The organism is Halomonas salinarum, assembly GCF_012062845.1.
Classification (GTDB): Bacteria; Pseudomonadota; Gammaproteobacteria; order Pseudomonadales; family Halomonadaceae; genus Onishia; species Onishia salinarum.
This window is the reverse complement of record NZ_WWNB01000001.1, coordinates 330,509-356,159: the sequence shown is the minus strand read 5'-3', so window position 1 is coordinate 356,159 and position 25,651 is coordinate 330,509. Positions and strand designations below refer to the sequence as shown.

The following is a 25,651-nucleotide window of genomic DNA, read 5'->3' as shown; positions in this document are numbered from 1 at the left end:
CCATGGCAACGGCGGTATCCGTGAGCAGACGTTTGTGGTGAACATCAGCTTACTCGGATTTACCGTCGTTTCTCTATCCCGTCTCTACCTAAGACCACTTCGCTTTCACGCCAGTCTGCGATGAACCAAAAATTACAGCCGCTGGCCGCCCGCCTGATCGGTGGGGTAGAGATAGCCATGTATGGCGGGGCCGGTGGGTTGGCCCGTGGGGGAGCCACCGCTGGGTTCGATGCTGATGCCGAAGGTCGCTCGCTTGAGCAGCGCCGGGTCGTAGTCACTCAGGGCGCGGCTATCCAGGCTCATGTCATCGTTCAGCACGCCGACGGAGCGGGGGTTGGGGCCCAGCGAGTCATCCTTGATCCAAAGCTGATAGGACTTGTCCGCTAACGGCTCTGCGGTGACCGGCAGCACGTGCATCTGACGGCTGGAAAGATCGACGGACAGCATGAAGGCCGGCTGGCGATCGTCTTCCTGGAATACGGCGACGAAGGGGGGCTCGCCGGGGGCACTGCCCATGGGCGTGACCAAAATCACGGCGAGTAGCAGCGCGGCGGCGCTTGCAAGGCCGGTGCCCCATTGCCAACGCACCAGCCGCTTACGCAGGTTCGCCACCTGCGCACTCGTGGGCTGGCGCTCGTCGCCTTGAGTGCTCTTATCGGTCTTGTCGGTCGTGCCAGCCGTGTCGGTCGTATCGATTGAGCTCGTCGTTCTTTGTTCGGGGGCCGCTTGTGGTGAGCGGGCCTCGGCTTCGATCGCATCGATGCGCTGCACGATTCTCTCGCGAAGCTCGGGGTCGGGTGTCACCGATGCCACCTCATCGCTCAGAGGGGCGAGACGTGATTCCCAGGCAACAATCAGCGCGTCCAGCTCGGGTTCCTGCTGGCGACGTTTTGCGACCTCGGCGCGCGCATCGGCGTCCAGGGTGCCCAGCGCGTATTCGGCGGCCAGCATGTCCAGGTCGTCATGTTCGGTCATGATGCAAGGCACCCCTTCAGTTGCTTCAGTGCTCGATGCAGCCATGTCTTGACGGTATTCACCGGCTGGTCGAAATGTGTGGCCAGGTCGGCCCGCGACCACCCTTCCAGATAGGCGAGCCTGACCATGTCCTGTCGTCCCTCCTCGAGGGTGTCGAGGCAGTGGTACAGGCGCTGAGCATCCTGTTCCTGATGGAGCTCATCCTGGGCGGATGGACCCTCAGCGGGCATCGATGCCAGAGCCTCTTCGGTATCGCTATGTGCCTTGGGTTGGCGGCGTAGCTCGTCGATGGCGAGATGGCGGGCGATAGTCACCATCCAGGTGATGGGCGAGGCACGCTCGGCATCGAAGAGCGCGGCCTTTTGCCAGACCCGCACGTAGGCTTCCTGCAGCACGTCATCGGCATTGCCTCGGTCACCCAAGATACGTAGCACGGCGCCATAGAGTTTCGCTGAAGTAGCGTCGTAGAGGCGTGCAAAGGCCTGGCGATCCTTGTCCGCTACGCGTTGCAGCAGATCACGCACGTGCTGAATGCCGGCGGATGAGGCAGGTGGCGACGCGGTATCGGGGGGCGATGAAGGCCGTGAGGCATCTGGCATAAAGGGGTCTCTTGAAGGGGCCAAATAGCCATCCAACGGCTAATCGAGACTGACGGTGTACTGGCAAGAGTGCTGCTTCGCCCTCTTGCCGGTCAAGGCGGCGGGCCCATTCATGTGGTGGGTCTGTAAGCCGGGGCCGGTCAGCCGGCGGCCACGGTTGGCACCGGTTTCTGGCCGGTCAGGGTGGTGCCGATGGAGGCGGCGATGACCATGCTGATGGCAAGCCACTGTATCAGCGTCAGCGACTGGCCGAGGAAAACCAGGCCGGAGAGGGCGGCAACGGCGGGCTCCAGGCTCATCAGGGTGCCGAAGGTGTGGGTCGCAAGCTTCGGCATGGCGATCATTTCCAGGGTGTAGGGCAGGGCGGTGGAAAGCACCGCCACGCCCAGCGCCAGGGGCAGAATCGCCGGCGAGAACATCGCCGTGCCTACCTCGGCGAGCCCTATCGGAAAGAAGATCAGCGCGGCGATGGTGATGCCGAGTGCGGCGGTCTGGGTGCCGTGATCGGTGCCGGCCTTCTGGCCGAAGAGGATATACAGCGCCCAGCAGACCCCGGCGCCCAGGGCGTAGGCGGCGCCCACCGGGTCCACATCCAGCCCGTTCTCGCCGCCGATCAGCAACAGGAAGATCAGCCCGCTGATCGCCATGGCCACCCAGCAAAGGTCCAGCCAGCGCCGGGAGTTGAGCAGGGCCACGGCCAGCGGGCCGGTGAACTCCAGTGCCACGGCGATACCTAGCGGAATGCGGTTCAGCGCCTGATAGAAGAGCAGGTTCATCAGCCCGAGTGCTGCGCCATAGATGGCGATGGTGCCCCAGCCGCGGGCATGGATGCGCCGACGCCAGGGGCGCAGCACGGCCAGCAGGATGATAGAGGCGATCAGCAGGCGCATGGCGGTGGTGCCGGTCGGGCCGATTGCCGGAAACAGCGAGGTGGCAAGCGAAGCGCCGCTCTGGATCGAGGTCATGGCCACGATCAGGATCGCCACCGGCCACAGCCGGGCCTGCATCGATGTGCTCATGCTACGCTCTCCTTTTCATAGCGATGGGTTGCCCGTGAACGCAATGACGCGCGTTAGTGCCACGGGGTGAAGTCAAATAGATCTGGGTCAACAGGTCTCAGTGTCGGGAAGTGTAGTGATGAGCAGTATATTGCACAATGGGTCGGGCGAAAAAACATCGCGTCCGGACGTGCTGGTGCACGTGGCCGCCAATGTACGCCGCCTGCGTCAGGCTGCCGGCCTCAGTCAACAGGCGCTTGCCGAGGCGGCAGGCGTCAGCCGGCGGATGCTGGTGAGCGTCGAGCGTGGCGACGTCAACGTTAGCCTGACCACACTGGATCGGCTGGCCGAGGCGCTGGGGGTGATCTTTCACGTGCTGGTGCAGCCGCCGGAGACCGAGGATTCCGCCTATATCGATGAGATCGCCTGGGCGGGGCGTTCGGCGGAAAGCTACGGTCGTCTGCTGGCCAGCAAGGGCACGCGGGAAGTCGAGCTGTGGCGCTGGCAGCTGGCGCCGGGCGAGTGCTATTCCTCCGAGCCAGACGCTACGGGCTGGCACGAGATGATCGTGGTGGTCGAGGGCACCCTGACGCTGCGTGCCGGCGAAGAGACGCGCACGCTCGCCGAGGGCGAATTTCATGTCTTCCCGAGTGACCAGCCCTACGCCTATTGCAACGAGGGGGAGGTCACGCTGCGTTTCATTCGCAACGTGCTGCACTGAGCCGCTCAGCCGTCGTTTGCCTCTTGACGTGCTAGCGTTGACGCCAACTATCGAGAACGTGCTCGACATGACGCTTGTCGCGACGCTCGCCCCGGGGGCCTGGTTGGTACGGATCGGTCGCGGTGAGCATCTGGTCGAGGACGAGTTGATCCAGATGCTTTCGCGTGGCTATCTGGGTGGGGCGAGCCTGGATGTGTTCCGCGAGGAGCCGCTGCCTGCCGATCATCCCTTCTGGCAGGATGACCGCCTGCGCATCACACCACACATCGCCAGTGACTCACTGCCGGGGGTGGTCGCAGGCCAGGTGATCGAGACCGCCCGCGCCCGTGGCTACTGAGGCCCCCCCTATTTTTGCTAGTCAAGGTTAAGGAGCGTCCGATGAGTTCCGAACAACCCAAGCGCACCACCATGAGCGATGCCGAACGAGAGACCCGCATTGCGCTGGCGGCCTGTTATCGCCTAGCCGCCCACTACCGCATGACGGATCTGATCTATACCCATATCACCGCCAGGGTGCCGGGTGAGGAAGGCCGCTTCCTGATCAATCCCTATGGCTGGCGCTGGGAAGAGATCACGGCGTCGTCGTTGGTGAAGATCGATGTCGAGGGTAACAAGGCCGATGACAGCGCGGAGCAGGTCACCCCGGCCGGCTTCACCATCCATTCGGCGATCCATGGCGCCAGCCATGACGCGGCCTGGGTGATGCATACCCACACGCGTGCAGGGGTGGCGGTGTCGTCAATAGAAGCGGGGCTCGAGACGCGGCTCAACCAGATCGCGCTGCAGTTCCATGAGCGGGTGTCTTACCACGACTACGAAGGTATCGCCCTGAACCTGGAGGAGCGCGAGCGCATCGTTGCAAGCCTTGGCGATAATCCGGCCTTGGTACTGCGCAACCATGGCCTCTTGACCACCGGGGCCTCGGCCGCCGAGATGTTCAACAACATGTACTATCTCGAGCGTGCCTGCGAGCTGCAGGTGACGGCGCAGGCCACTGGCCAGCCACTGCGGCTGGTGTCGGAAGAAACCGCCCGCCATGTGGCGCGCCAGTATGACCAGGCGATTCATGAAGATGGTGATCTCGAGCTTGAGTGGGCAGCCCACCTGCGCACCCTGGAGGCGCTGGATCCCAGCTACAGGGACTGACAGAGCGACCTGTTGGCCATGAGCAGGAATTCATTTCAGCGTTGGTCCATGGATGCACGGCGGCCGAGTCGTCTGCCTGGCAGGCCGCAGCAGCGGATATCCTGATGCCCCGATGATCGGCGTCGCCGAATCACGCATTCCATTGAATCAGGTGTTGTGCGAGGCGTTCTTGGGCATCCAGCCGCCTTCGCGGATCGCCGGGCAGCCGCTGACGTCAAGGTTGCAGAGATAGAGCCAGGCCGGCCCGAAGGCGGTGTTGTGTATCATGCGGTCGTAGGTACCGGTGGCAGGGGCCCGTACGCGGTAATCTTCCAGACGGTCGAGATTGGTCAGACAGCGGCTATCGACCCGAAAGACCTCGACGCTGATGCCGCGGGAGGGCTCAAGCCGAGCGCCGGGGTAAGGGCCCAGGTCGTAGAGGGTAGCCGTGGTGAGGGTGTCTTCGCCGACAAACTCGGCATCGTGCAGCCAGTGGTGATTGCGAAGGCCACGTTTTAGCGTGCCGTAGACGGCAACCAGTGGCGTGCGTTGAATGGCGATAGCGGGGGAGTGCATGGCTCACCTGCGGTTCAAGGGTGCATGGCAAGGGGCGATCTGGGTAAAGGCGATCTGGGTAAAGAGGGAAACGCGTTTTCCGGCTAAGTCTGGCGTAAGTCAGGGTGTCTCAAGCGATGGTGTTGCCCGGCTGAACGAGTGTCGCTGCTTTACTAGGATGCTTCATCGGTCAGGTGGCTTGCCAGCGAAACAATGTGCTCGTCATGGTGGCCGAGTTGTTCGAGCGAGGCGGCCAGGTTGAGCAAATAGTCCCGGTTGGGGCCGCTGGCGCCACATGCTTCGGCAATCTGGCGGGCGATCGCTTCATGGGGCGCATCGCCGAGAAAGGCGGCATTGTCTTCGGTGGCGAGATACACGAGGCCCTCTGCGGACTCGCTGGCCTTGCGGTCCTGGCTCGCTTGAGACACATCGCCATGGGCATCATCAAAATGCAGCTCGGTGACTACCCGCAGATAGCCGTTCTTCTCGCGCACATCCAGCGGGCCAAGGGTCTCCGGGGTGATGCGGTAAGCCATGCCATGGCAGGTCGCACCTGGCTCGCGCACCAGAGTCGCCACCCTGCCGGGGGACTCGGGGGTGCCACGGTGGTCGTAGGAGCCTTGCCAGAAGCGCCGCACCCAGCCGCGGATGTGCGCCGGGCGGCGCTCGAGATACGGGAAGTCGGCCTTCCAGATCAGGGAGCCATAGCCGAACAGCCAGATCTCCTGGTGGCCGTCGAAATGGGTCATCTGCTGGTTGAGGTGGGTCGTGTCGATCGTCATGGGCATCCTGGGTCGCGTCAGGCAGACATGTTGATTCTGACATTTGCCGTGGGGTGGCCCGCAATCGCAAACTCAACGCTTCTTGCCAAGACCGGTGGCGCGATGTCTGTCACGGTGCCAGCATCAGGCAGCAGGGGTTGAGTCACTACTTGCCGGGGTAATCCCCTGGGGATTTTCTCTGCATGACGCTTTTCGGCAGACGTTGCTCGTCGGAGGCGTCTCGCCAGGCGTCAGGAAGGGGCGCTGGAGATAGGGTACCCCAAACGCAACAAGGCCCGCCGAAGCGGGCCTTGCGTCTCGAACCTTGCGGCTCGAGGGGCGTTTCTAATCTCGACGGTTAGTCGGAGATTAAAGCGCCTTGATGTTTGACGCCTGCAGGCCTTTCTTGCCCTGGGTGACGTCAAAGGAAACTTCCTGGCCGTCTTGCAGAGACTTAAAGCCTTCTGCCTGAATCTCGGAGAAGTGTGCGAACAGGTCGTCGCCACCGTCTGCCGGAGAAATGAAGCCGAAGCCTTTAGTGTCGTTGAACCACTTAACTGTGCCAGTTGCCATTTTCAAAATCCTTACGCGCAGAGCGCTCTTACAGTTGCCGGGTGATACCCGAGTAATAGTGGGTAAAACAAAGGAGATATACACCAGGGCTACCGAAGGACTTCGATTACAACTGACTATATTCAACTTGCTAACCAACTGGAACGCATCTTTCCACGTTAGGCTCGGGAGGTCAACACTATTTTACGTTCGCGATGAAAGTCGGCATGTTGATCGGCGGCACATATCCCTGAAGGCCGGCTAGAGCTTCGCGAGAGGGTCCCCCACTTCTTATCTGCGTGTGGCGGTCGAATCCGTATGCGCATTGCCATGCGTCAACGCGTAAGCAGGGCGCGGCCAGTATGATGGGCTATCTGAGTAAGAACGTCCCGGTCGTCTCGACCCCTCGTCGCTTCTCGAGGGGTGCTATCCGCGTCCGACCACCCCGTTACAAGGAGTCACCTGCATGAGTCTGTTCGAACGCTATCTGTCACTTTGGGTCGCACTGGGGATCCTGGCCGGGGTGTCGCTTGGGTCGCTGATGCCGGGGGCGTTCCAGCAGCTTGCTGATCTTCAGGTAGCCCACGTCAACCTCGTCGTCGCGGTGCTGATCTGGGTGATGGTCTATCCGATGATGATCAAGATCGACATCGCCTCGCTCAGAAACGTGGGCAAGCGGCCAAAGGGGCTTGTGCTGACGCTTATGATCAACTGGCTGATCAAGCCATTCACGATGATGGCGCTGGGGGTATTGTTCTTTCGCTATCTGTTTGCGCCACTGGTCGACCCACAGTCGGCCAGCGAGTACATCGCCGGGATGATCCTGCTCGGGGTGGCGCCCTGCACGGCGATGGTCTTCATCTGGAGCCAGCTGACCGAGGGCGATCCCAACTACACCCTGGTGCAGGTATCGCTTAACGACCTGATCATGATCTTCGCCTTTGCGCCCATCGCGGCGCTGCTGCTCGGCGTCACCGACATCCAGGTGCCCTGGCAGACCCTGCTGTTGTCGGTGGTGCTGTACATCGTGCTGCCGCTGCTAGCCGGCATCCTCACCCGGCGCTGGCTCGAACCCCGAGGCGGTGAGGCGCGTATCGCCGCCTTCACCGGCCGGCTCAAGCCCTGGGTGATCCTCGGCCTGCTGGGGACGGTGGTGCTGCTGTTCGGTTTCCAGGCCGAGACGATTCTCGACAACCCGGCGGTGATCGGCCTGATCGCCGTGCCATTGCTGATTCAGACCTATGGCATTTTCGCGCTGGCCTATGTCGGCGCGCGCTGGCTCAAGCTGCCCCGCGATGTTGCCGCCCCCGCCTGCATGATCAGCACCTCGAACTTCTTCGAACTCGCCGTGGCGGTGGCCATCTCGCTGTTCGGGCTGCATTCCGGGGCCGCCCTGGCCACCGTGGTCGGGGTCTTGGTCGAGGTGCCGGTGATGCTGTCGCTGGTGTGGTTCATCAACCGCAGACGCCACATGTTTGCCGCGAGCGCCTGATGCGCTGCGCCGCATGCCTCAGGCGCTGCGGGGGCCCAGCAGGATGATCGCGGCGCCGGCCAGACACAGGCTGGCGCCCATCAGGTCCCAACGATCCGGCGCACGTTGCTCGACCAGCCACAGCCAGGTAAGCGAGGTGGCGATATAGACACCGCCGTAGGCGGCATAGGCGCGCCCGGCATAGTCGGCGTCGCTGAGGCTCAATAGCCAGGCAAACAGCGCCAGGCTTAAGAGCCCCGGCAGCAGCCAGCCGAGCGGCTTGTCGAGGCGCCACCAGGACCAGAAGGCGAAGCAGCCGGCGATCTCGGCCAGGGCGGCGGCTACATAGAGCAGCGGTGTGAGCATGCAGGGGCTCCCGTGAAACGTCAGGCGATCAAGAATGGGCTTGCCAGCCTATCACTGCGGGCCGGCGGGTGCCGTCGCCTCGCGCGGCAATGCCAGGGCCAGCAGGGCACTCGCCATGACCAGTGCCGCCGAGACCCACAGGCAGGCGGCAAGGCCCTGCGTCTGATAGAGCCAGCCCGAGAGCAGGGTGCCGGCCAGGCGCCCCATGGCGTTGGCCATGTAATAGAAGCCGACATCCATCGACACACCCTCGGCGCGGGCATAGCGCACGATCAGGTAGCTATGCCAGCTCGAGTTGACGGCGAATACCGCGCCGAAGGCCAGTAGCCCCGCGATCAGCCAGCCGGCCCCCGAGTCGCTGCCAGCGCCCAGCGGCAACAGCGCCAGGGCCGCCGGGAGCAGGGCCAACGCCAGGGCCCAGCCGGCGGTGATGGCAGCCGGGCTGCCGTGGAAGCGCCGCGTGATGGCCGGCGCCTGGGTCTGCACGCCGCCGTAGCCGATCACCCACACGGCCATCAGGATGCCCACGCTCCAGAAGTTCCAGCCATGTACGTCATAGAGGAACACCGGCAGGGCGACCACGAACCAGACATCCCGCGAGGCGAACAGCAAGAGGCGCGCCGCCGCGAGCACGTTGACCGCTCTTGAAGTCGAGAGAACCTCGCGAAACTTGGGCTTGGCTTTCTGGCGCCCCAGGTCCGCCCGCAGCCGCCACAGCGAGAGCGCCAGCACTCCCACCAGAAGACCCCACAGCGCCAGTATCGCGCCGCGAAAGCCGACCAGCGACAGCAGGAGTCCGCCGAGGAAGAAGCCGGCGCCCTTGAGGGCGTTCTTGGAACCGGTAAGCAGCGCCACCCAGCGATAGAGCGCGCTCTGGGTCGCGGCATCGCCGCCATTGGCGTCCTTGGGCAGCAGCACCTTGACCGCGCTCTTGGCGCTCATCTTGTTGAGATCCTTGGCGACCCCGGAAAGCGCCTGAGCGGCCATCACCCAGACCACGCTGAGCGCTGTGCTGGGCACCAGCAGCATGGCGAGAGCCACGAGTTGCAGGCCAAGCCCCAGGTTCATGGTGCGGTTGAGCCCCAGGCGTGCCCCCAGCCAGCCGCCGACCAGGTTGGTGACCACGCCGAAGGCCTCGTAGAACAGGAACAGCAGCGCGACCTCAAGCGGCGAGTAGCCCAGCTGGTGGAAGTGCAGCACCACCAGCATGCGCAGGGCGCCATCGGTCAGGGTGAAGGCCCAGTAGTTGCCGGTGACCAGCAGGTACTGGCGGACCTCGAAAGGCAACGACTGCAGCCGTGCGATGAGCGTCATGAAGCCTCCTCAGGCTCGGCCGACTTTCAGGGCCAGTTCGACGGTGCGGTTGGCGTAGCCCCATTCGTTGTCGTACCAGGCGTAGAGCTTGAGCTGCGTGCCATTGATCACCAGCGTCGAGGGTGCATCGACGATCGCACTGCGCGGGTCGGTGCGATAGTCGATGGAGACCAGCGGTCGTGACTCGTAGCCCAGGATGCCTTCGAGTTCGCCGTCGGCGGCAGTCTTGAGGGCATCGTTGACCTCCTCGATGCTGGTCTCGCGCTCGAGCTCGAAGACCATGTCGGTGAGCGAGGCGTTGGCCAGTGGCACGCGTACCGCGTGGCCGTTGAGCTTGCCCGTGAGCTCGGGAAATATCGCCGTGATCGCCTTGGCCGAGCCGGTGGTGGTGGGAATCAGGCTCATGCTCGAGGCCCGCGAGCGGCGCAGGTCAGGCTTGCTTGGTGAGCTTGGCGTATCGAGGATCACCTGGGTATTGGTGATGTCATGCACCGTGGTCATCGAGCCGTGGCGGATGCCGAAGGTCTCATGGATGACCTTGACCAGCGGTGCCAGACAGTTGGTGGTGCAGCTGGCCGCGGTGACGATGCGGTGTGTCGCCGGATCGAAGGCCGTATCGTTGACCCCCATCACCACATTGAGCACGCCTTCCTCCTTGATCGGCGCCGAGACCACCACGCGGCCCACCCCCTGAGACAGGTAGGCGTCGAGGGTGTCGCGGGTCTTCATGACGCCGGAGGCCTCGATCACCACATCGCAGCCTGACCAATCGGTCTTCTCGATGGCGGTATGGGCAAAGAAGGGCAGGCGCACGCCGTCGATGATGATGGCGTCGTCCTCGGCATGAATGCCGTTTCCTGGTGACCAGCGCCCATGCACCGAGTCAAACTCGAGCAGGTGAGCGAAGGTGGCCGCATCGCCGCCCGGGTCGTTGACGGCAACGATCTCGAGCGACAATGCCTGATGCTCAAGTGCTGTGGTGCGCTCTGCCCACAGGCAGCGCAGGGCGAGGCGACCGATGCGGCCGAGGCCGTTGATGCCGATGCGAAGGGTCATGGAAGGCTCCTGGTGAATATCGTTCGGGGAAAAAGAAGGGAGGCCGAGGCCTCGATCGCTCAGCAGCAGGCCGCCTGGCGGGTGGGGCGGTTACCCATGGTGGCGAGGCACCGCTGCAGGGGCGCAAGCTCGGCCTCGGCGCCCTCGGCGGAGGCCGCGATCAGGCGCTCGGCCCAGGCCGGCAAGTCGGGGGCCAGCCGGTAGTAGACCCACTGCCCCTGGCGGCGGTCCTCGAGCAGCCCGCCGTCGCGCAACAGGGCCAGGTGTCGCGAGACCTTGGGCTGGGAGGCCGCAGGCTGGCTGGCCTTGAGGGCATGAAGCATCTCGCATACGCACAGCTCGCCCTCGGCGTGGATCAGCAGCGTCAGCAGCAGGCGGGTCTCGTCGGCGAGGCACTTGTGAAGCCGGGTCGGGGTCACGGCATGTCTCCCTGTCATCATGTCAGCTACCCATATGGTACTGCGTATATATGGTAATGCGTATATGTGTCAGCGCAATGACAGATGGCGATGCCCCGCCGAGTCAGCGAGGCAGTGATGTGCTCAGGTGTCGGCATGCTTCCGACACCTGGACGAAAGGCCTAGTAGAGCTTGCTGGTGCGTCTTGCGGCCTCGACGGCCGGCGCATGAAAGGTGTCGGCGCTGGCATCGACCCAGTAGTGGGCGAACACCTCATGCTGGGGCGGGCCGTTGAGCAGCGCTCCTGGTGGCAGGTAGTTGAAGAGTTGATCGAAGGAGCGGATCTCATGGCTGGAGAGCCGGCGCAGGATGTGTTCAGGGCCGAGGTCGTCGGGTGAGTTCAGGCCGGCCGCGGCCAGCATCTCGGCCAGCGCCTTGAGGGTGTTGTCGTGGAAGTGATGAACCCGTTTGCTCTTGTCGGCCACGTCCAGGTGGGCGCTGCGACGCGGATCCTGGGTCGCCACGCCGCTGGGGCAACGATCGGTATGGCAGGCGCGGGCCTGAATGCAACCCAGGGCGAACATGTAGCCGCGAGCGGCGTTGCACCAGTCGGCGCCCAGGGCAATGGTGCGGGCAACATCGAAGGCCGAGATCAGCTTGCCGGCGGCGCCGATCTTGATCGACTCGCGCAGGTTGGCACCGACCAGGGTGTTGTGCACCAGCAGCAGGGCCTCGGTGAGCGGCATGCCCAGTCGATTGATGAACTCGAGCGGTGCCGCGCCGGTTCCGCCTTCGCCGCCGTCGACGACGATAAAGTCGGGATGCTCGCCGGTAGCAAGCATTGCCTTGACCAGCCCGAACCATTCCCAGGGGTGTCCAATGGACAGCTTGATGCCCACCGGTTTGCCGCCGGACAGTTCTCGCAGGCGCACGATGAAGGCGATCAGCTCGCGTGGCGTGGTGAAGGCAGAGTGAGCGGCAGGGGAGACCACGTCTTCGCCTGGCGGCACGCCGCGAGTCGAGGCGATCTCGTCGGTCACCTTGGCGCCAGGCAGGATGCCGCCATGGCCGGGTTTGGCACCCTGACTGAGCTTGATCTCGATCATCTTGACCTGATCGAGCGTGGCGCCCTCGATGAAACGTTCATCGCTGAAGTCTCCCGCCTCGGTGCGACAGCCGAAATAGCCCGAGCCGATTTCCCAGACAAGGTCGCCGCCCTGGCGGTGGTAAGGCGAAATCGCCCCTTCGCCGGTGTCATGGTAGAAGCCGCCGCGCGCGGCACCCCGGTTCAGGGCCTCGATGGCGTTGCCTGACAATGAACCGAAGCTCATCGCCGAGATATTGAAGACGCTGGCCGCATAGGGCTTCGGGCGAGTGGCGCCGATCGTCACGCGAAAGTCATGGCCACGATGGGGGGCCGGTGCCATCGACGGATTGACCCATTCATAGCCAGGCGCATACATGTCATGCAGCGAGCCGAAGGGTTTCTTGTCCATGGTGTTCTTGGCGCGCTGGTAGACCGCGCCGCGCTGTTCCCGCGAGAAGGGCCGCGGTTCGGTATCGTCCTGGATGAAGTACTGGCGAATTTCCGGGCCGATCGCCTCGAGCCCATAGCGCAGATGAGCAAGGATCGGGTAGTTGCGACTCACCGTACGCTGGCGCTGGCGCAGGTCATGGGTGCCCAGTGCCGCCAGGGCGGCAAAGACCAGTGCCACGAAGCCCCAGGCATGGCTCTGGGTCATCAGTGCAAGGCTCGCGATCAGGCCGACGATACTCGCGCCGTAGGCGATGTAGCGAGACTCGCTGCGCAGGGTGCGAAGCCAATCGGTCAGGCGAGCGGGTAAGGGGGGCATGCGATAGGCTCCTGCCGGTCATCGTGAAGAAGAGGGTGCCAATATTCGACGTGGCGGCCGTGGCGCTGTCAATGACGGGGTGTTGGCGACCGTGCCGGTTTAGCGGGGCCAGGTGTCGGCCAGCACGCTGCGCGCGGTGGCGATGACCGGCTCGTCGCGACGCTTTTCGAGCCACAGAGCGCTTGGGCGTCAAGGGATCAGGATGGATGCCTGGCGCGAGCGCCCGTCGCGCGACCCTGGAAGAGCGTATCTGGAAGAGCGTATCTGGAAGAGCGTATCTGGAAGAGTGGACCTGGAAGATTGACCCTGGAGGGTAAGCTTGGAGAGTGAGCCTAGAGGTTAAGCTAGAGGTTAAGAAAGGGCAGCAGGCTCAGACCGAGCATCAGGCCCAGCGCGATCAGGGTGACCAGTACGGCCATGGGGTGCTGGCGCAGCTGGTCCCACACGCCTGGTGCCTCGCCACGGTCGCGGGCTTCGGCGTGATCGCGTTGCATCCGCTCATGCAGTTCTCGCTGGTAGGCATCAATCAGGCCCCGGGCCTCGTCGAGGCGCGATTCGTCGACCAGCCACAGTGCGGGGACGGCGAGCCTCCAGCGGCCCGCTTCGGTCTCGTACACCTCGATATCATGCTCGGCGAGCAGCTCGCGTACCTCCTGGGCCTCTTCATCGGGCACGTCGCGCAGGTGGAAAAGCAGGGTGGCCATTAACTATCCCTTCCTTGGTAATCGGTGTTCCGGTTGACCATCGCTTGCTCGCCGGTATCGATGGCCTCGTTCAATGTCACCTTGGGCAGGCAGTTCAGATACGCGGAGTTTTGGAGCCAGTGCTGATCCGGGTAATAGGCGAACAGGTATTGATGACCTTCGAGGCTGTCGATCAGCGGCTTGGCCACCTCGCTCGGCACCGCCGGGCAGCCCCAGCTTCGGCCCAGGCGGCCGTTGGCGGCGATGAAGTCCTCACTCACGTAATCGGCGCCATGCATGACGATGGCCCGCTCATAGGCCAGATCATTGATGCCGGGCTCCAGCCCCTCCAGGCGCAGCGAGTAGCCATTGATGCCGGTATAGCTCTGCTGGGTGCGAAAAAGCCCCAGACTCGACTGGTGGCTGTCCGGGGTGTTGGAAAAGTGGCGAGCGTACTCCTGGCCTGTGCCCTGACCATGGGCGACCAGTTCCTTGAACAGCAGCCGCTCATGCGCGAGGTCGAAGACCCAAAGACGTTCCTCGTTGGCGGAGCGCGAGAAATCGATGACCGCCAGCCGTTCGGCGCCTGAGTTGGCACATTGGATCGCCCGAGCCGCCAGCTTCAGCACCTTGGGTGAGGCCCCGGGGGCCAGCCGTTCCAGGGTGTCGGGAAGTGACTCATCGCCTGGCTCGGAAGGGGTCGATGCCAGGGCAGGCGCCGCCATGGCCAGAACAGCGAGGACCAGGACGCCGACGCGCAGTGGCGAGGGGGTTAACGCATGACGTCCATTACGCTTGCGAGGCGGACACGTCGGCATGGCAAGAAGTCTCCTTCCACAGGCGATATCGCTGATGGCTGATGAATCCTTGAATGGGCGGCAAAGGCTTGGTGACGGCGCCTTCACGAAGATAGCGGTTATTATGACGACAGGGGAGACGCTCGCCAAACGCTTAGGCAATGTCTGAAAAGTACTGCGCTCGCCCATACGGCGTTAAAAATCGGCTCAAAATGCTCATTTACACCCCGTAAACTCCGCTCTTTCGCCAATTTTTGCCTTGTCTGGCCTTCGCTCGTCGACTTTTCAGACAAAGCTTAGCACGTCGGGCCGCGAATCGGGTGTCTTGGACGGTGATCGCGGAAGGCGTTACTGCCGGTTTATTTGGCCGCATAGCCCGCCGCTGATGGGCGTTTGGCCTTGCTTTCGGATGTCCATGGAAGGGAAATAGGGGGCTTCTTGCGCTGGGTCAAAAGGGGGTAAAAATTTGTTTGACGCGCCCAGGGTGCGCATGCATAGTTCGATCAGTTAGTTGGCAAGATGCAGTTCGTCAGTAGTACCCGAAATCGTTGTAAGCGCTTCGGTAGTCTGGTGAATATCGTTTTTTGTTTTGCCCACTCAACTTCGGGTAATTCCCGGTACATCATTAGCTATTCGAGGATATCGATCATGGCAACTGGCACCGTCAAGTGGTTCAACGACACCAAGGGCTACGGCTTCATCTCTCCGGAAGACAACGGCGACGACCTGTTCGTGCACTTCTCCGAGATTCAGGCTGACGGCTTCAAAACCCTGCAGGACGGCCAGAAGGTTTCCTTCGAGGTCACTCAGGGCAAGAAAGGCCTTCAGGCATCCAACATCAAGGTTATCGACTGAATCGTCGACCCTGATACGCTACTTGCTGGTACGCTAGCATCTAGTATTCACAAGGCCCGCCATCGGCGGGCCTTGTGCGTCATGGCCTCAATGACCCCTGCCTTCAGTGGCGTCATCGGCAGCTTTTCTTTATCACCTTAGCCCCTTGTCCTGTTTTCTCGCCTTTCTCCCGCGCCCTGCCGTTTCATCCTGCTCGCTCATCTAGCCTGCTAGCTTTTTACCCGCAACTCTGGCTATCGAGCCCGTTTCAACCTCATGATCGGTCGTTCTTGTTTGGTCCTCGGTGTTGGCTCTTCCTGCCCTGCGTCCAACGGTTGACGTTGTCCCGACTCGCTTATTGTTTCGCGACCGCTCTCGTCGCTACGGACTTGCTTTCCAGGAATAACGAAATTTCTACAAATAACTTTTCGCTATATTCACGACGCGTCACAATAGACCACTTTTCGGTTCTCATGATGGGTGGTTGATGTCTCTGGATGCCTGGTTGGCCGTTGCCGTGGTGGTTGCCGTCTTTCCGATGATGGCGCTGACCCGGATCGGTACCGACATGATTCTTCTGGGTGCTGTCGTTGTGTTGATGACCCTTGGCGTCATTGGTCCCGATCAGGCGCTGGCGGGGTTTTCTAGCAGTGGCCTGTTCACGGTGGCCTTCATGTATGTGCTGGTGGCCAGCATCCGTGAGACAGGCGGCATTGATCTGATCATCCGTTACGGCCTGGGTCAGCCGCGCAGCGAAGTCGCTGCCCAGTGGCGGCTGTTGGTGCCGGTGGCGACGATGAGCGGTTTTCTCAACAATACGCCGGTGGTCGCGACCTATATTCCGGCGGTGCTGGGCTGGAGCCGGCGCATCCGTCAGCCGGCGTCGCGTTTTCTAATGCCGCTGAGCTTCGCGTCGATCCTCGGTGGGACGGTATCGCTGCTCGGCACCAGTACCAATCTGGTGGTCAACGGCTTGCTTGTCGAACGTTACCCGGAGTTGAACCTGGGGCTTTTTGATATTGCCTGGGTGGGGGTGCCGATGGCGCTGATCGGGGTGCTCTATCTGGCGCTGGTCGGACGGCATCTTCTGCCGAAGGGCAAGGGGACTGCGCAGGCCTTCGAGAACCCGCGGGAGTTCACCATCGAGATGGAAATCGATCCCGATGGGCCCCTGGTCGACAAGAGCGTCGAACAGGCCGGGCTGCGCCATCTGGAAGATCTGTTCCTGGTCGAGATCGAGCGCGGTGGCAATGTGGTCAGCGTGGTGGGGCCGGGGGAAATCCTCAAGGGTAATGACCGCCTGGTCTTCGCCGGCACCTCGGCGGGCGCGGTGGAGCTTCAGCAGATCCGCGGTCTGATGCCATCCCATCAGGGCGAGCTTAGCCTTGAGAAGAATTACAAGGAGCGCCGGCTGGTCGAAGTCGTCGTATCCGATCAGTGCCAATTCGTGGGTCAGCGTATCCGCGAGGGCCATTTTCGCACCCTCTATGGGGCGGCCGTGCTGGCGGTATGTCGTAGCGGCGAGCGGGTCGCCGGCAACCTGGGGCAGATTCGTCTGCAACCCGCCGACGTGTTGCTGCTGGAGGCACGCCCACCATTCATCGAGCGCCACCGCCAGTCCCGCGACTTCCTGCTGATCAGCCAGGTCAATGGCCAGGCGCGACCGGTTCACGAGAAGTCGTGGCTTGCCTGGAGCATCCTCGGGGGCGTGGTGATACTGGCCACCTTCGGGATAATGAGCATGCTCAACGCCGCCATGCTTGGCGCGACCCTGGCCGTGATCACCGGCTGCTGCTCGGTGAATGCCGCCAAGCGTGGCATGGACACCCAAGTGCTGCTGACGATTGCCGCTTCCTTTGGCCTCGGTGCGGCACTCGAGAGCTCGGGCGCCGCCGCGGCGATAGCGAGTGCTGCCCTTGAGATGATGAATGCCGGGCCCTGGTTGCTGCTGGCGGGCGTCTATGTGCTGGTGGCCCTGCTGACCGCACTGGTCACCAATAACGCCGCGGCAGTGATCACCTTCCCCATCGTCACAGCGGCGGCCGAGAACCTGGGGGTGAGCCCCATGCCGTATGTGATTGCGGTGATGTTCGCGGCCTCGGCAAGCTTCATTACCCCGATTGGCTATCAGACCAACTTGATGGTGTACGGTCCCGGCGGGTATCGCTTCCGCGACTACCTACGGGTGGGTGGGCCGCTCAATGTGATTACCGCCGTGGTGGCATTGGGGCTGATTCCCCAGATCTGGTCCTTCTAGAAAGGCCGATATCCCACGCATCGTAGGATAAGGATTTTCAGGTGCCTGCTGCACCTTGGGGGTCGCCGTGGTAAAGCGGCTGGGGTAGGGTAACGGCAACATTTTTCCTGCTAGGAGCCGCCTTTATGAGCACTTCCGACGAGCTTGTGATTGAACCCGCCGGTGGTCGTCCGGCCAATGCCAGTCTCATCCTCCTGCATGGTCTGGGCGCTGATGGTAATGACCTGGCACCGATCGTGCCGGCCTTTTCGCTGCCCCGTAGCGTCGCACTGCGCACCGTGTTGCCCCATGCGCCCCGCCTGCCTGTCACCGTGAATGGCGGCATGCAGATGCCGGCCTGGTACGACATTCTCGAGATGAACCTGGGCCGTCGAGTCGACGAGGCGCAGCTGCGGGTTTCCGCCAAGCGCGTGCATGAACTGATCGATGCCGAGATCGCCAAGGGGATCGACAGCCGCCATATCATCCTGGCCGGTTTCTCCCAGGGCGGCGCCGTGGCCTATGAAGCCGCGCTCACCTACCCCAAGCGCCTCGGCGGACTGCTGGCCATGTCGACGTACTTCGCTACCGCAGACTCCATCGTGCCAAGCGATGCCAACCGTGACCTGCCGATTGAAGTACATCACGGTAACTTCGACCCAGTGGTACCGGAGTCTCTGGGTCGCGAGGGCGCCGAGCGTGCCGAGGCCATGGGCCATCCACTGATTTATCGCAGCTATCCGATGCAGCACGCGATTTGCCCACAGCAGATCGCCCAGATTGGGACCTGGCTGGGTGAGCGCTTGAGTCAGGGTGCAGATGAAACGGAAAAGAGCTGAAGGATTCGCCATGACATCCGATTCTCGCCTGTCCAGCCCGGCGGTGGCACGCAATCGCGGGCCGATTCTTGAGGTGCTTGAACCGATGCTGCGCGATGTTCTCAAGGCGGGCAATGCCGAGCGCCTGCAGGTGCTGGAGCTCGCGAGTGGCAGCGGCGAGCATGCGTTGAGCTTCTCCCTTGCCCTGCCCTGGGTGGATTGGCAGCCGAGCGACCCGAGCCTGGAGGCGCTGGCGTCGATTCGCGACTGGCGGGCCGCAGAGGGCCCCGAGAACCTTTTCGAGCCGCTGAGGCTGGACGTACAGCGCAGGCCTTGGCCGCTGACACGCTTCGATGTCGTGGTTGCTATCAACCTGATTCATATCTCGCCCTGGGCGGTGACCGAAGCGCTGATGAGCGAGGCGGCGATGCATCTACCGCCGGGCGGCAGGCTCTTTCTCTATGGCCCCTTTAAGCGCGAGGGAAAGCATACCGCCGCCAGCAATGCCTCCTTCGATGCCTCGCTTCGCCAGCGCGACCCGCAATGGGGCATCCGCGACCTGGAGGCGGTAAGGGCCTGTGCCGAGGCCGAGGGGTTGGTCCTTGAGCGCGTGGTCGACATGCCGGCCAATAACCTTAGCGTGATGTTCAAGCAGTCCAGCGAATAGCGCCCAGCCAGTTGAGTCGTCCGGGTAGAGTGCTATGGTCATAGGCCCTTGCCCGCTCTGCAGTCAGACCGGCTTCCCGCTCATCTGCCGCTCGTGTAAAAGCCGGAACTGACTTGAACTCTCGGTCGAATGCCCGGACTATTCACTGTGGACGATACGCTCAGGAGACAGATATGCCCGATTTATCAGAAGATTTTCGCTTGCCGGTAGGTTGCCCTAATTGCGGCAGCCACCGCATGCGGGTATCCGAGGTGCATAACCCCGATGACAAGGTGTTCTGTGCTTCCTGTAGTACGTATGTATGCCTCTATCACGAAGCACAGGAAATCATTCGCCAGGGCCCCGGCAGCGAGAGCGAGGCATTGCTCGAGAAGGCAGCCAATCGGCACGACTGAATCAGCTGGTCCTGAATCAACGGGTCGTCAGCGCCCGGGCCTAGCCATACGACGCAAGACGCCCGCCAAATGGCGGGCGTCGTTGTGTTGAGAGGGAAGGCTCCATGCCTAGATATGCCTAGAGCAGTTCTTCGCCTGCGAGAGCCAGCCGCGAGCGTTCGACACTTCGCAGCGTGATGTGGCCGGCATGGGGCCAGTCGCGGAAGTTCTGCACGACTGTTGCCATGCCACAGGTGTTGGCGGTGAGGTAGGGCGTATCGATCTGCCCGACGTTGCCCAGGCAGACGATCTTGGTGTTACGCCCGGCGCGGGTGATCAGGGATTTCAGCTGCTTGGGTGTGAAGTTCTGGGCCTCATCAATGATCAGCAGGGTGTCATTGAGGGTGCGTCCGCGCATGAACCCCGGTGAGCGGATCTGTACCCGGGAGCCGATCAGCGAGCGGGTAGCGTCATTGTCCCAGCTTGACGAGCCGTCCTTCTCGTCACGTAGCAGGTTATCCATATTGTCATGGAAGGCACCCATCCACGGTGACATCTTCTCTTCCTCGGTGCCGGGCAAGAAGCCGATGTCTTCGCCCATCGGAATCGGCGCCCGGGTGAAGACAATGCGCTCGAAGCCCTTCATGTCCAGCGTCTGCTCGAGCGCGGCGGCAAGCGTCATGAAGGTCTTGCCGGTGCCGGCGTTGCCGGCGATGGTCACCAGATCGATGTCCGGGTCCATCAGCAGGTTGAGGGTAAAGTTCTGGCGGCTGTCGTGGGCGTGCACGCCCCACACACCGGCGTGATGGCGGTAGTTGGTGAGTAGCTGAAGCCGTGCGCTGGTCGGTCCCAGTTCGCGGATGATGGCTTCGAAATTGGCGTCGTTCTCGCTGTCCGAGACCAGCATGCCGACATGCCAGTCGGTGGGCATCTCGCCGCTCAGTTGGTAGTAGGTATGGTGGTCAACACGCTCGACCTTGACCTCGACATCCAGCTCTTCCCAGAGGCCGGTCCCGTGCTCGCCGGCATCAGGGTAGATCCGCGCACCCTCGATCATGGCGTCGAGATCGGAGAAGGCACGGTCGTTGAGATAGTCTTCCACCGGCACCTTGAGGGCGGCGGCCTTGACCCGCAGGTTGATGTCCTTGGTCACAAGGATCACCGAGGCATCCGGGCGGTCGTCACGCAGCCGGCAGGTCTCGGCGAGGATCCGGTTGTCGGGGCTGTCCTCCAGGTTGTCGAGCGGTTTCAGGTCGTGGTAGCAGAGAAAGCGCAGGCGGCCAGTGACACCGATGGAACCGGGAATCGGGATACCGGCCTGGATTTCATCGAAGCCGACGCGGCTTGTGATATCGGAGAGGGTGCGACTGACTTGGCGGGCGGTACGGGCGATCTCGCGAATGCCGTTTTTGTGCTTGTCGAGCTCTTCCAGCACGGTCATCGGGATGACCACATCATGCTCTTCGAACTGGTAGAGGGCGGCAGGGTCATGAATCAGGACGTTGGTGTCCAGCACGTAAAGCCGGGTGGCTTTCTTCTCGATTCGTACCATCGGCAGGAACACTCCTTGGTTAACCGCAGTTCCGACACTGGCAGCGAGCCCTTACAGGGACATGACAATCTTTCGCTGGTCCAGCCAGTGCCGCCTTCCTTGCCTAACGCTCTTGTGATTGGCGCCTCCCGTCTTAGGTGATTTTCCTTATGTCCTTAGCATGAGTGTTGTATGCCCAGTGCGGCAACATAACGGCTTTCACGCTGAGGCGACGCAACGATGTGAAGCCTGGTGTCCGCCGTTTCGACGCCTTCGAACATTTTCTGTACGGCATTACCGTTTAACGTAACCCACGTCTTTCATCTCGGCTACTGTTTCGCCATGCCTGCGGCAGCATCATGCGAAAGGTCAGTCAGTGGCAATCAGGACCTGACCGCTTTCAAGGCGCAGCGGCCAACAGCGCAACCGCACCGTCTCGTCTTCCAGGCACTGGCCGTCGCTGAGACGAAAATGCTGCTTGTAGATGGGCGATGCCACCACCGGCTCCCCCTGAATGTCGCCGACGATGCCGCGGGCGATGACGTTGGCGTCGGAGAAAGGGTCGTGATGGTCCAGGGCGAACAGCTCGGTGGCGTGGCCGGGGAGGTAAAAAAGGGCCACCTGGGCCGGTCCCTCGGGCGTCTCGATCCAGGCGGCGACGCCGGAGTAGGCGACCAGGTCGGCCTTGGTGCACAGGGGTTGCCAGGTCATGGCTGTGACTTCTGCAGTTGCGGTGGTCATGTGAGAGTACCTTGTTCGTTCGTGGAACGTGATGCGTGGCCAATTCGTCGTTGGAGGAACGATAGGCGCCGGTCTGGTCACTCGGGGCTGATTCGTGGACAGGTCTGCGAGGAGGCGCTTTGAACCCATCCCTGGGCGCTACCGACGCCATCCCTGGCGTAGGACCTCCTCTTCAACCTGTCCCCGGCGCCCCTCGTTGGCACGCAGAGGGTGTCAACGGGAGCGGAAGGACCTGTCAGGCGGGCCTGAGCTGGCCGCGCTCCTCGGTTACGATGATGTCCGGGTCGGGGCGGGCATCGTTGACGAAGCTGCGGAAGCGCTTGAGCTTCTCGGGGTCCTTGAGCGCACCGGCCCACTCACATTCGTAGTTGTCGATCACGGTCTGCATCTGGGCCTCGAGCTCCGCGTTGATGCCCAGGCTGTCCTCGAGCACCACCTCCTTGAGGTAATCCAGGCCGCCCTCGAGGCTCTCGCGCCACACCGAGGTCCGCTGCAGGCGATCGGCGGTGCGCACATAGAACATCAGCAGGCGATCGATGGTGCTGATCAGGGCCTCGTCGTCCAGATCGGTCGCGAACAGCTCGGCATGGCGCGGGCGCATGCCGCCGTTGCCGCAGACATAGAGGTTCCAGCCATGCTCGGTGGCGATCACCCCGATGTCCTTGCTCTGGGCCTCGGCACACTCCCGGGTGCAGCCGGAGACGGCGAACTTGATCTTGTGGGGCGAGCGCAGGCCCTTGTAGCGGTTCTCCAGCCGGATCGCCATGCCGACGCTGTCCTGGACGCCATAGCGGCACCAGGTGCTGCCGACGCAGGACTTCACGGTGCGCAGCGACTTGCCGTAGGCGTGACCGGTCTCGAAGCCGGCGTCGATCAATTCGCCCCAGATGTCCGGCAGGTCCTCGAGGTGGGCGCCGAACAGGTCGACCCGCTGGCCGCCGGTGATCTTGGTGTAGAGACCGTACTTCTCGCCGACCTCCCCCAGCACGCGCAGCTTGCTCGGGGTGATCTCACCGCCGGGAATGCGCGGCACCACCGAGTAGGTGCCGTTCTTCTGCATGTTGGCCATGAAGGTGTCGTTGGTATCCTGCAGCGGGATATGCGCGGCATCGGTGATCGGCTCGTTGAAGCAGGAGGCCAGGATCGAGGCCACCGCCGGCTTGCAGATATCACAGCCGAGGCGGTGGCCTGACGCCGTGCCGTGCTTCTCGATCAGCTCGCTGAAGGTCTTGATGCCCTCGACGCGCACCAGCGAATAGAGCTCCTGGCGGGTGTGGGCGAAGTGTTCGCAGATCGAGTGGTCGACCTCCACGCCGCGGGCCTCGAGTTCATGGTCGACCACGCTCTTGAGCAGGCCCGCGCAACCGCCGCAGCCGGTGCTGGCCTTGGTCTCGGCCTTGACGGCCCCCAGGTCGACGGCGCCGGCGTCGATCGTCTCGCAGATTGCGCCCTTGGTGACATTGTGACAGGAGCAGATGGTCGCGCCCTCGGGCAGGGCGTCGGCGCCCAGGGTCGGCGCGCCCTCGCTGGAGGGCAGGATCAGCGCAGCCGGGTCCTCGGGCAGTTCCAGGCCATTGCTGTAATACTGCATCAGGGTGTCGTAGGTGGCGTTGTCGCCCACCAGCATGGCGCCGAGCAGCTTCTTGCCGTCGCTTGTGACCACCAGCTTGCGGTATTCCTGCTTGATCTCGTCGAGGTAGCGGAACATCCGCGCGCCGGGGTTCTGGTTGCCGTGGGCGTCGCCGATGGCGCCTACGTCGACGCCGAGCAGCTTGAGCTTGGTGCTCATGTCGGCGCCTTCGAAGGTCAGCTCACCACCCAGCAGGGTATCCGCGGCGGCCTTGGCCATCTGGTAGCCAGGGGCCACCAGGCCGAAGATGCTGCCCTGCCACAGCGCCACCTCGCCGATGGCCAGGATCGCCGGGTCGCTGGTCAGGCAGTGGTCGTCGATCGCCACGCCGCCGCGCTCGCCCATCTCCAGGGCGGCGTCCCTTGCCAGCTCGTCGCGGGGCCGAATGCCTGCCGAGAACACGATCAGGTCGGTCTCCAGTACCTTGTCGTCCTGGAAGACCATGCGGTGGAAGCTGGCCTCGCCGTCCTCGATATGCTGGGTGGCGCGGCCGGTGAGCACCTGAACGCCCAGCGCCTCGATCTTCTCGCGCAGCAGCTCACCGCCCTCGGTGTCGACCTGCATCGGCATCAGCCGAGGGGCGAACTCGACCACGGCGGTATCGAGATCGAGGCCGTGCAGGGCGTTGGCCGCCTCCAGGCCGAGCAGGCCGCCGCCGACCACCACGCCGGTGGTGGCCGTCTTTGCCGCGGCGCGGATGGCGTCTAAATCATCCAGGGTGCGGTAGACCAGGCAGTTGTCGCGATCGTTGCCGGGGATCGGCGGCACGAAGGGGTAGGAGCCGGTGGCCAGCACCAGCCGGTCGTAGGCATAGCGACCCTGGTCGGTCACCACCTCGCCCTTGTCGCGGTCGAGGGCGGTCACCGCCTCATGCAGGCGCAACTCGATGCCGTTCTGCGCGTAGAAGTCCGCATCGCACATGGCCAGCGACTGGGCGTCGTGAGCGGCGAAGTATTCGGAGAGGTGGACGCGGTCGTAGGCGCGATGACGCTCCTCGCCGAATACCGTGATGCGGTATTGCTCGGTGGCGCCGCGTTCGATGAGTTGCTCGACCAGATGGTGGCCGACCATGCCGTTACCGATGATGATCAGGTCTTGGGGAGTAGGCGTCGTCATGCGGCGGCCTCCTGAGTGGCGGTGGGGGAAGAAGCGGAATCGAGCAGGCGGTTGGCGTCGCTTGCCCCGAACAGCAGGGCCTGGCGGCAGCCGGAGAGATCCTGTCCGTTAAGCGAATGCTCGAAGTACCAGGGGCCGGCGGCGGTATCGCCGTAGAGCACGGCCCCCTCGAGGCGGTTGTCGCGCAGCAGCAGGCGGCGATAGTCGCCGTGCTGCGGATCGTGGTAGGTCAACACCTCGTGATCGTCGTCGGGCTCGATGGGGCCGAAGGCATACAGCGCGATGCCGCTGACCTTGAGCTTGGTGGCGGTGGGCCGCTCGACGTAGCCGGACGCCGCCTGAGCCTTGGCTGTGCGGCTCAGGTGATCGGCCAGCACCTCGACCTGGCGCCAGATCGGCTCGACCAGGCCGTAGGTGGTGCCATTGAACTGGCAGCATTCGCCCAGGGCATGAATGCACGGGTCGGAGGTAGTGAGAAACTCATCGACGACGATGGCGCGCTTCACCTCTAGCCCCGCCGCCTCGCCAAGCTCGGCATTGGGCGTAATACCGGCGGCGATCACCACGCAGTGGGCGGCGAGCCGTCGACCGTCCTCGAGGTGCACGGCGCAGACCCGCCCCTGCGTGTCGTCCTCCAGGGCGGCCAGGCGAGCGCCGGTCAGGATGGCAAGGCCGCGCTCGTTCAGCTCCGCCTCCAGCAGCCCGGCCGCGGTGGCATCGAGCTGGCGGTTCATCAGCCGGTCCGAGCGCTGCAACACGCTGATGGTCATGTCGCGGCCGGTCGCCTGCGGGTCGCCTGCTGCCTCGAGCTTCGCCTGTTTGCGCAACCCCTCGGCGGCCTCCAGGCCGAGCAGCCCACCGCCGATGACCACCGCCGGGCCTCCGCGCCGTGCCGCCCGGGTCAACGCCGCGACGTCCTCAAGGTCACGAAAGCCGTGGACACCCTCCAGATCGATGCCTTCGACGGCCGGCATCGCCGGGCGTGAGCCGGTGGCCAGCACCAGGCGGTCGTAGCCGATCTGCCGGCCCGCGGCAGTGACGAGGCGTCGCTGCCGGCGGTCGATCTCGGCGATCCGCGCGCCCAGCAGCAGCTCGATGCCCTGGTCGGCATACCAGTCGGCGTCGTGCAGGGTCAGGGCCTCGCGGTCCATCTCCCCGGCCAGCCAGGGCGATAGCAGGATGCGGTTGTAGGCCGGTGTGTTTTCCTCGCCGATCATGGTGATGCGGCGGGGGCGGTCAGGGCGTTTCATCAACGCCTCGAGCAGGCGGTGGCCGGCCATGCCGTTGCCGATGATCACCAGGTGCTCGGCGGTGGGCGTCGGGTGAGGGGTCATGGTGCCTCTCCTCCAGCGGTCATTGCGTTCATGCGCTCTCGTCTGCCGACCAGCGGTGGGCGGGGGACGACGCACAAAAAAAGACGCCCGGTCAGGTGCCGCCACGCATAGCGGCAGTACCTGGCCGGACGTCTTCGTCCGTGGCT

26 protein-coding genes are annotated in these 25,651 nt (G+C 63.4%); 9 read left to right on the top strand and 17 right to left on the bottom strand.

Translation table 11 applies throughout. The features are described 5' to 3' along the window. Positions 1-132 precede the first annotated feature (132 nt). The 3 genes from HF027_RS01585 to rhtA all read right to left on the bottom strand — a co-directional run bounded on the left by HF027_RS01585 (position 133) and on the right by rhtA (position 2,593). The gene (locus tag HF027_RS01585) at positions 133-975 is read right to left on the bottom strand and encodes an anti-sigma factor (protein WP_168012209.1); all 843 of its coding nucleotides are present in this window, start codon (positions 973-975) and stop codon (positions 133-135) included. Then, on the bottom strand, positions 972-1,574 hold the full coding sequence (locus tag HF027_RS01580) for a sigma-70 family RNA polymerase sigma factor (protein WP_168012207.1): 603 nt from the start codon (positions 1,572-1,574) through the stop codon (positions 972-974). The genes HF027_RS01585 and HF027_RS01580 overlap by 4 nt, the downstream gene beginning before the upstream one ends. Before the next feature lie 140 nt (positions 1,575-1,714). Then, positions 1,715-2,593, bottom strand: a complete 879-nt coding sequence (gene rhtA / locus HF027_RS01575) for a threonine/homoserine exporter RhtA (protein ID WP_168012205.1) — start codon at positions 2,591-2,593, stop codon at positions 1,715-1,717. 118 nt (positions 2,594-2,711) lie between these two features. Between rhtA and HF027_RS01570 the strand changes: the two genes are divergently transcribed. From HF027_RS01570 to HF027_RS01560, 3 genes are read left to right on the top strand one after another with little or no spacing between them, the layout of a single operon-like run. Further along, the gene (locus HF027_RS01570; protein WP_168012203.1) at positions 2,712-3,293 is read left to right on the top strand and encodes a helix-turn-helix domain-containing protein; all 582 of its coding nucleotides are present in this window, start codon (positions 2,712-2,714) and stop codon (positions 3,291-3,293) included. 37 nt (positions 3,294-3,330) lie between these two features. Beyond that, positions 3,331-3,630 (top strand): NAD(P)-dependent oxidoreductase, encoded by a 300-nt coding sequence (locus HF027_RS01565; RefSeq protein ID WP_245184403.1) that lies wholly within the window; start codon positions 3,331-3,333, stop codon positions 3,628-3,630. A gap of 41 nt (positions 3,631-3,671) precedes the next feature. After that, positions 3,672-4,439 (top strand): class II aldolase/adducin family protein, encoded by a 768-nt coding sequence (locus HF027_RS01560; RefSeq protein ID WP_168012199.1) that lies wholly within the window; start codon positions 3,672-3,674, stop codon positions 4,437-4,439. A 147-nt stretch (positions 4,440-4,586) separates the two neighbouring features. Here the strand turns inward: HF027_RS01560 and HF027_RS01555 are convergent, their stop codons facing one another. The 3 genes from HF027_RS01555 to HF027_RS01545 form a co-directional block, all read right to left on the bottom strand. After that, positions 4,587-4,994, bottom strand: coding sequence for a gamma-glutamylcyclotransferase family protein (locus tag HF027_RS01555; RefSeq protein ID WP_168012197.1), 408 nt, complete (start codon positions 4,992-4,994; stop codon positions 4,587-4,589). Positions 4,995-5,146: 152 nt separating this feature from the next. Then, entirely contained in the window at positions 5,147-5,755 is a 609-nt protein-coding gene (locus tag HF027_RS01550) for a gamma-glutamylcyclotransferase (protein WP_168012195.1), read from the bottom strand. A gap of 348 nt (positions 5,756-6,103) precedes the next feature. Continuing rightward, entirely contained in the window at positions 6,104-6,307 is a 204-nt protein-coding gene (locus tag HF027_RS01545; protein WP_136253473.1) for a cold-shock protein, read from the bottom strand. Between the two features lie 445 nt (positions 6,308-6,752). Here HF027_RS01545 and arsB point away from each other — a divergent pair, with 445 nt between their 5' ends. After that, positions 6,753-7,778: an ACR3 family arsenite efflux transporter gene (gene arsB, locus HF027_RS01540; RefSeq protein ID WP_168012193.1), complete on the top strand. Its 1,026-nt coding sequence runs from the start codon at positions 6,753-6,755 to the stop codon at positions 7,776-7,778. Positions 7,779-7,796: 18 nt separating this feature from the next. On the opposite strand, the gene HF027_RS01535 is transcribed toward arsB, so the two are convergent. The 7 genes from HF027_RS01535 to HF027_RS01505 form a co-directional block, all read right to left on the bottom strand. Then, positions 7,797-8,123 (bottom strand): YnfA family protein, encoded by a 327-nt coding sequence (locus HF027_RS01535; protein ID WP_168012192.1) that lies wholly within the window; start codon positions 8,121-8,123, stop codon positions 7,797-7,799. Between the two features lie 51 nt (positions 8,124-8,174). Beyond that, on the bottom strand, positions 8,175-9,437 hold the full coding sequence (gene arsJ, locus HF027_RS01530; protein ID WP_168012190.1) for an organoarsenical effux MFS transporter ArsJ: 1,263 nt from the start codon (positions 9,435-9,437) through the stop codon (positions 8,175-8,177). Between the two features lie 9 nt (positions 9,438-9,446). After that, the gene (locus HF027_RS01525; protein ID WP_168012188.1) at positions 9,447-10,493 is read right to left on the bottom strand and encodes an ArsJ-associated glyceraldehyde-3-phosphate dehydrogenase; all 1,047 of its coding nucleotides are present in this window, start codon (positions 10,491-10,493) and stop codon (positions 9,447-9,449) included. Between the two features lie 59 nt (positions 10,494-10,552). After that, complete coding sequence (locus tag HF027_RS01520) at positions 10,553-10,933, bottom strand: metalloregulator ArsR/SmtB family transcription factor (protein ID WP_425338649.1); 381 nt, start codon at positions 10,931-10,933, stop codon at positions 10,553-10,555. Between the two features lie 140 nt (positions 10,934-11,073). Continuing rightward, positions 11,074-12,744 carry an FMN-binding glutamate synthase family protein gene (locus tag HF027_RS01515; protein ID WP_168012186.1) on the bottom strand — a complete coding sequence of 557 codons (1,671 nt, stop codon included), beginning with the start codon at positions 12,742-12,744 and terminating at the stop codon, positions 11,074-11,076. A 344-nt stretch (positions 12,745-13,088) separates the two neighbouring features. Further along, on the bottom strand, positions 13,089-13,448 hold the full coding sequence (locus HF027_RS01510; protein WP_168012184.1) for a DUF6164 family protein: 360 nt from the start codon (positions 13,446-13,448) through the stop codon (positions 13,089-13,091). Continuing rightward, on the bottom strand, positions 13,448-14,245 hold the full coding sequence (locus tag HF027_RS01505) for a murein L,D-transpeptidase catalytic domain family protein (protein ID WP_245184401.1): 798 nt from the start codon (positions 14,243-14,245) through the stop codon (positions 13,448-13,450). The genes HF027_RS01510 and HF027_RS01505 overlap by 1 nt, the downstream gene beginning before the upstream one ends. Before the next feature lie 627 nt (positions 14,246-14,872). Between HF027_RS01505 and HF027_RS01500 the strand changes: the two genes are divergently transcribed. From HF027_RS01500 to HF027_RS01480, 5 genes are all read left to right on the top strand, one after another. After that, on the top strand, positions 14,873-15,079 hold the full coding sequence (locus HF027_RS01500; RefSeq protein WP_168012182.1) for a cold-shock protein: 207 nt from the start codon (positions 14,873-14,875) through the stop codon (positions 15,077-15,079). A gap of 466 nt (positions 15,080-15,545) precedes the next feature. Continuing rightward, a complete protein-coding gene (locus HF027_RS01495) occupies positions 15,546-17,315 on the top strand; it encodes an SLC13 family permease (protein ID WP_168012180.1) in 1,770 nt (589 codons plus the stop codon). A gap of 125 nt (positions 17,316-17,440) precedes the next feature. Then, positions 17,441-18,133 (top strand): alpha/beta hydrolase, encoded by a 693-nt coding sequence (locus HF027_RS01490; RefSeq protein ID WP_168012178.1) that lies wholly within the window; start codon positions 17,441-17,443, stop codon positions 18,131-18,133. Between the two features lie 10 nt (positions 18,134-18,143). Next, positions 18,144-18,779: a DUF938 domain-containing protein gene (locus HF027_RS01485; protein WP_168012176.1), complete on the top strand. Its 636-nt coding sequence runs from the start codon at positions 18,144-18,146 to the stop codon at positions 18,777-18,779. A 173-nt stretch (positions 18,780-18,952) separates the two neighbouring features. Beyond that, on the top strand, positions 18,953-19,174 hold the full coding sequence (locus HF027_RS01480; protein ID WP_168012174.1) for a hypothetical protein: 222 nt from the start codon (positions 18,953-18,955) through the stop codon (positions 19,172-19,174). A gap of 118 nt (positions 19,175-19,292) precedes the next feature. On the opposite strand, the gene HF027_RS01475 is transcribed toward HF027_RS01480, so the two are convergent. From HF027_RS01475 to HF027_RS01460, 4 genes are all read right to left on the bottom strand, one after another. Next, positions 19,293-20,705 carry a PhoH family protein gene (locus HF027_RS01475; protein WP_168012172.1) on the bottom strand — a complete coding sequence of 471 codons (1,413 nt, stop codon included), beginning with the start codon at positions 20,703-20,705 and terminating at the stop codon, positions 19,293-19,295. A 348-nt stretch (positions 20,706-21,053) separates the two neighbouring features. Then, complete coding sequence (gene nirD, locus HF027_RS01470) at positions 21,054-21,395, bottom strand: nitrite reductase small subunit NirD (RefSeq protein ID WP_425338648.1); 342 nt, start codon at positions 21,393-21,395, stop codon at positions 21,054-21,056. A 265-nt stretch (positions 21,396-21,660) separates the two neighbouring features. Further along, the gene (gene nirB / locus HF027_RS01465) at positions 21,661-24,171 is read right to left on the bottom strand and encodes a nitrite reductase large subunit NirB (RefSeq protein WP_168012167.1); all 2,511 of its coding nucleotides are present in this window, start codon (positions 24,169-24,171) and stop codon (positions 21,661-21,663) included. Then, entirely contained in the window at positions 24,168-25,505 is a 1,338-nt protein-coding gene (locus HF027_RS01460; RefSeq protein ID WP_168012165.1) for an NAD(P)/FAD-dependent oxidoreductase, read from the bottom strand. Before HF027_RS01460 ends, nirB begins: the two co-directional genes overlap by 4 nt. Positions 25,506-25,651 lie beyond the last annotated feature (146 nt).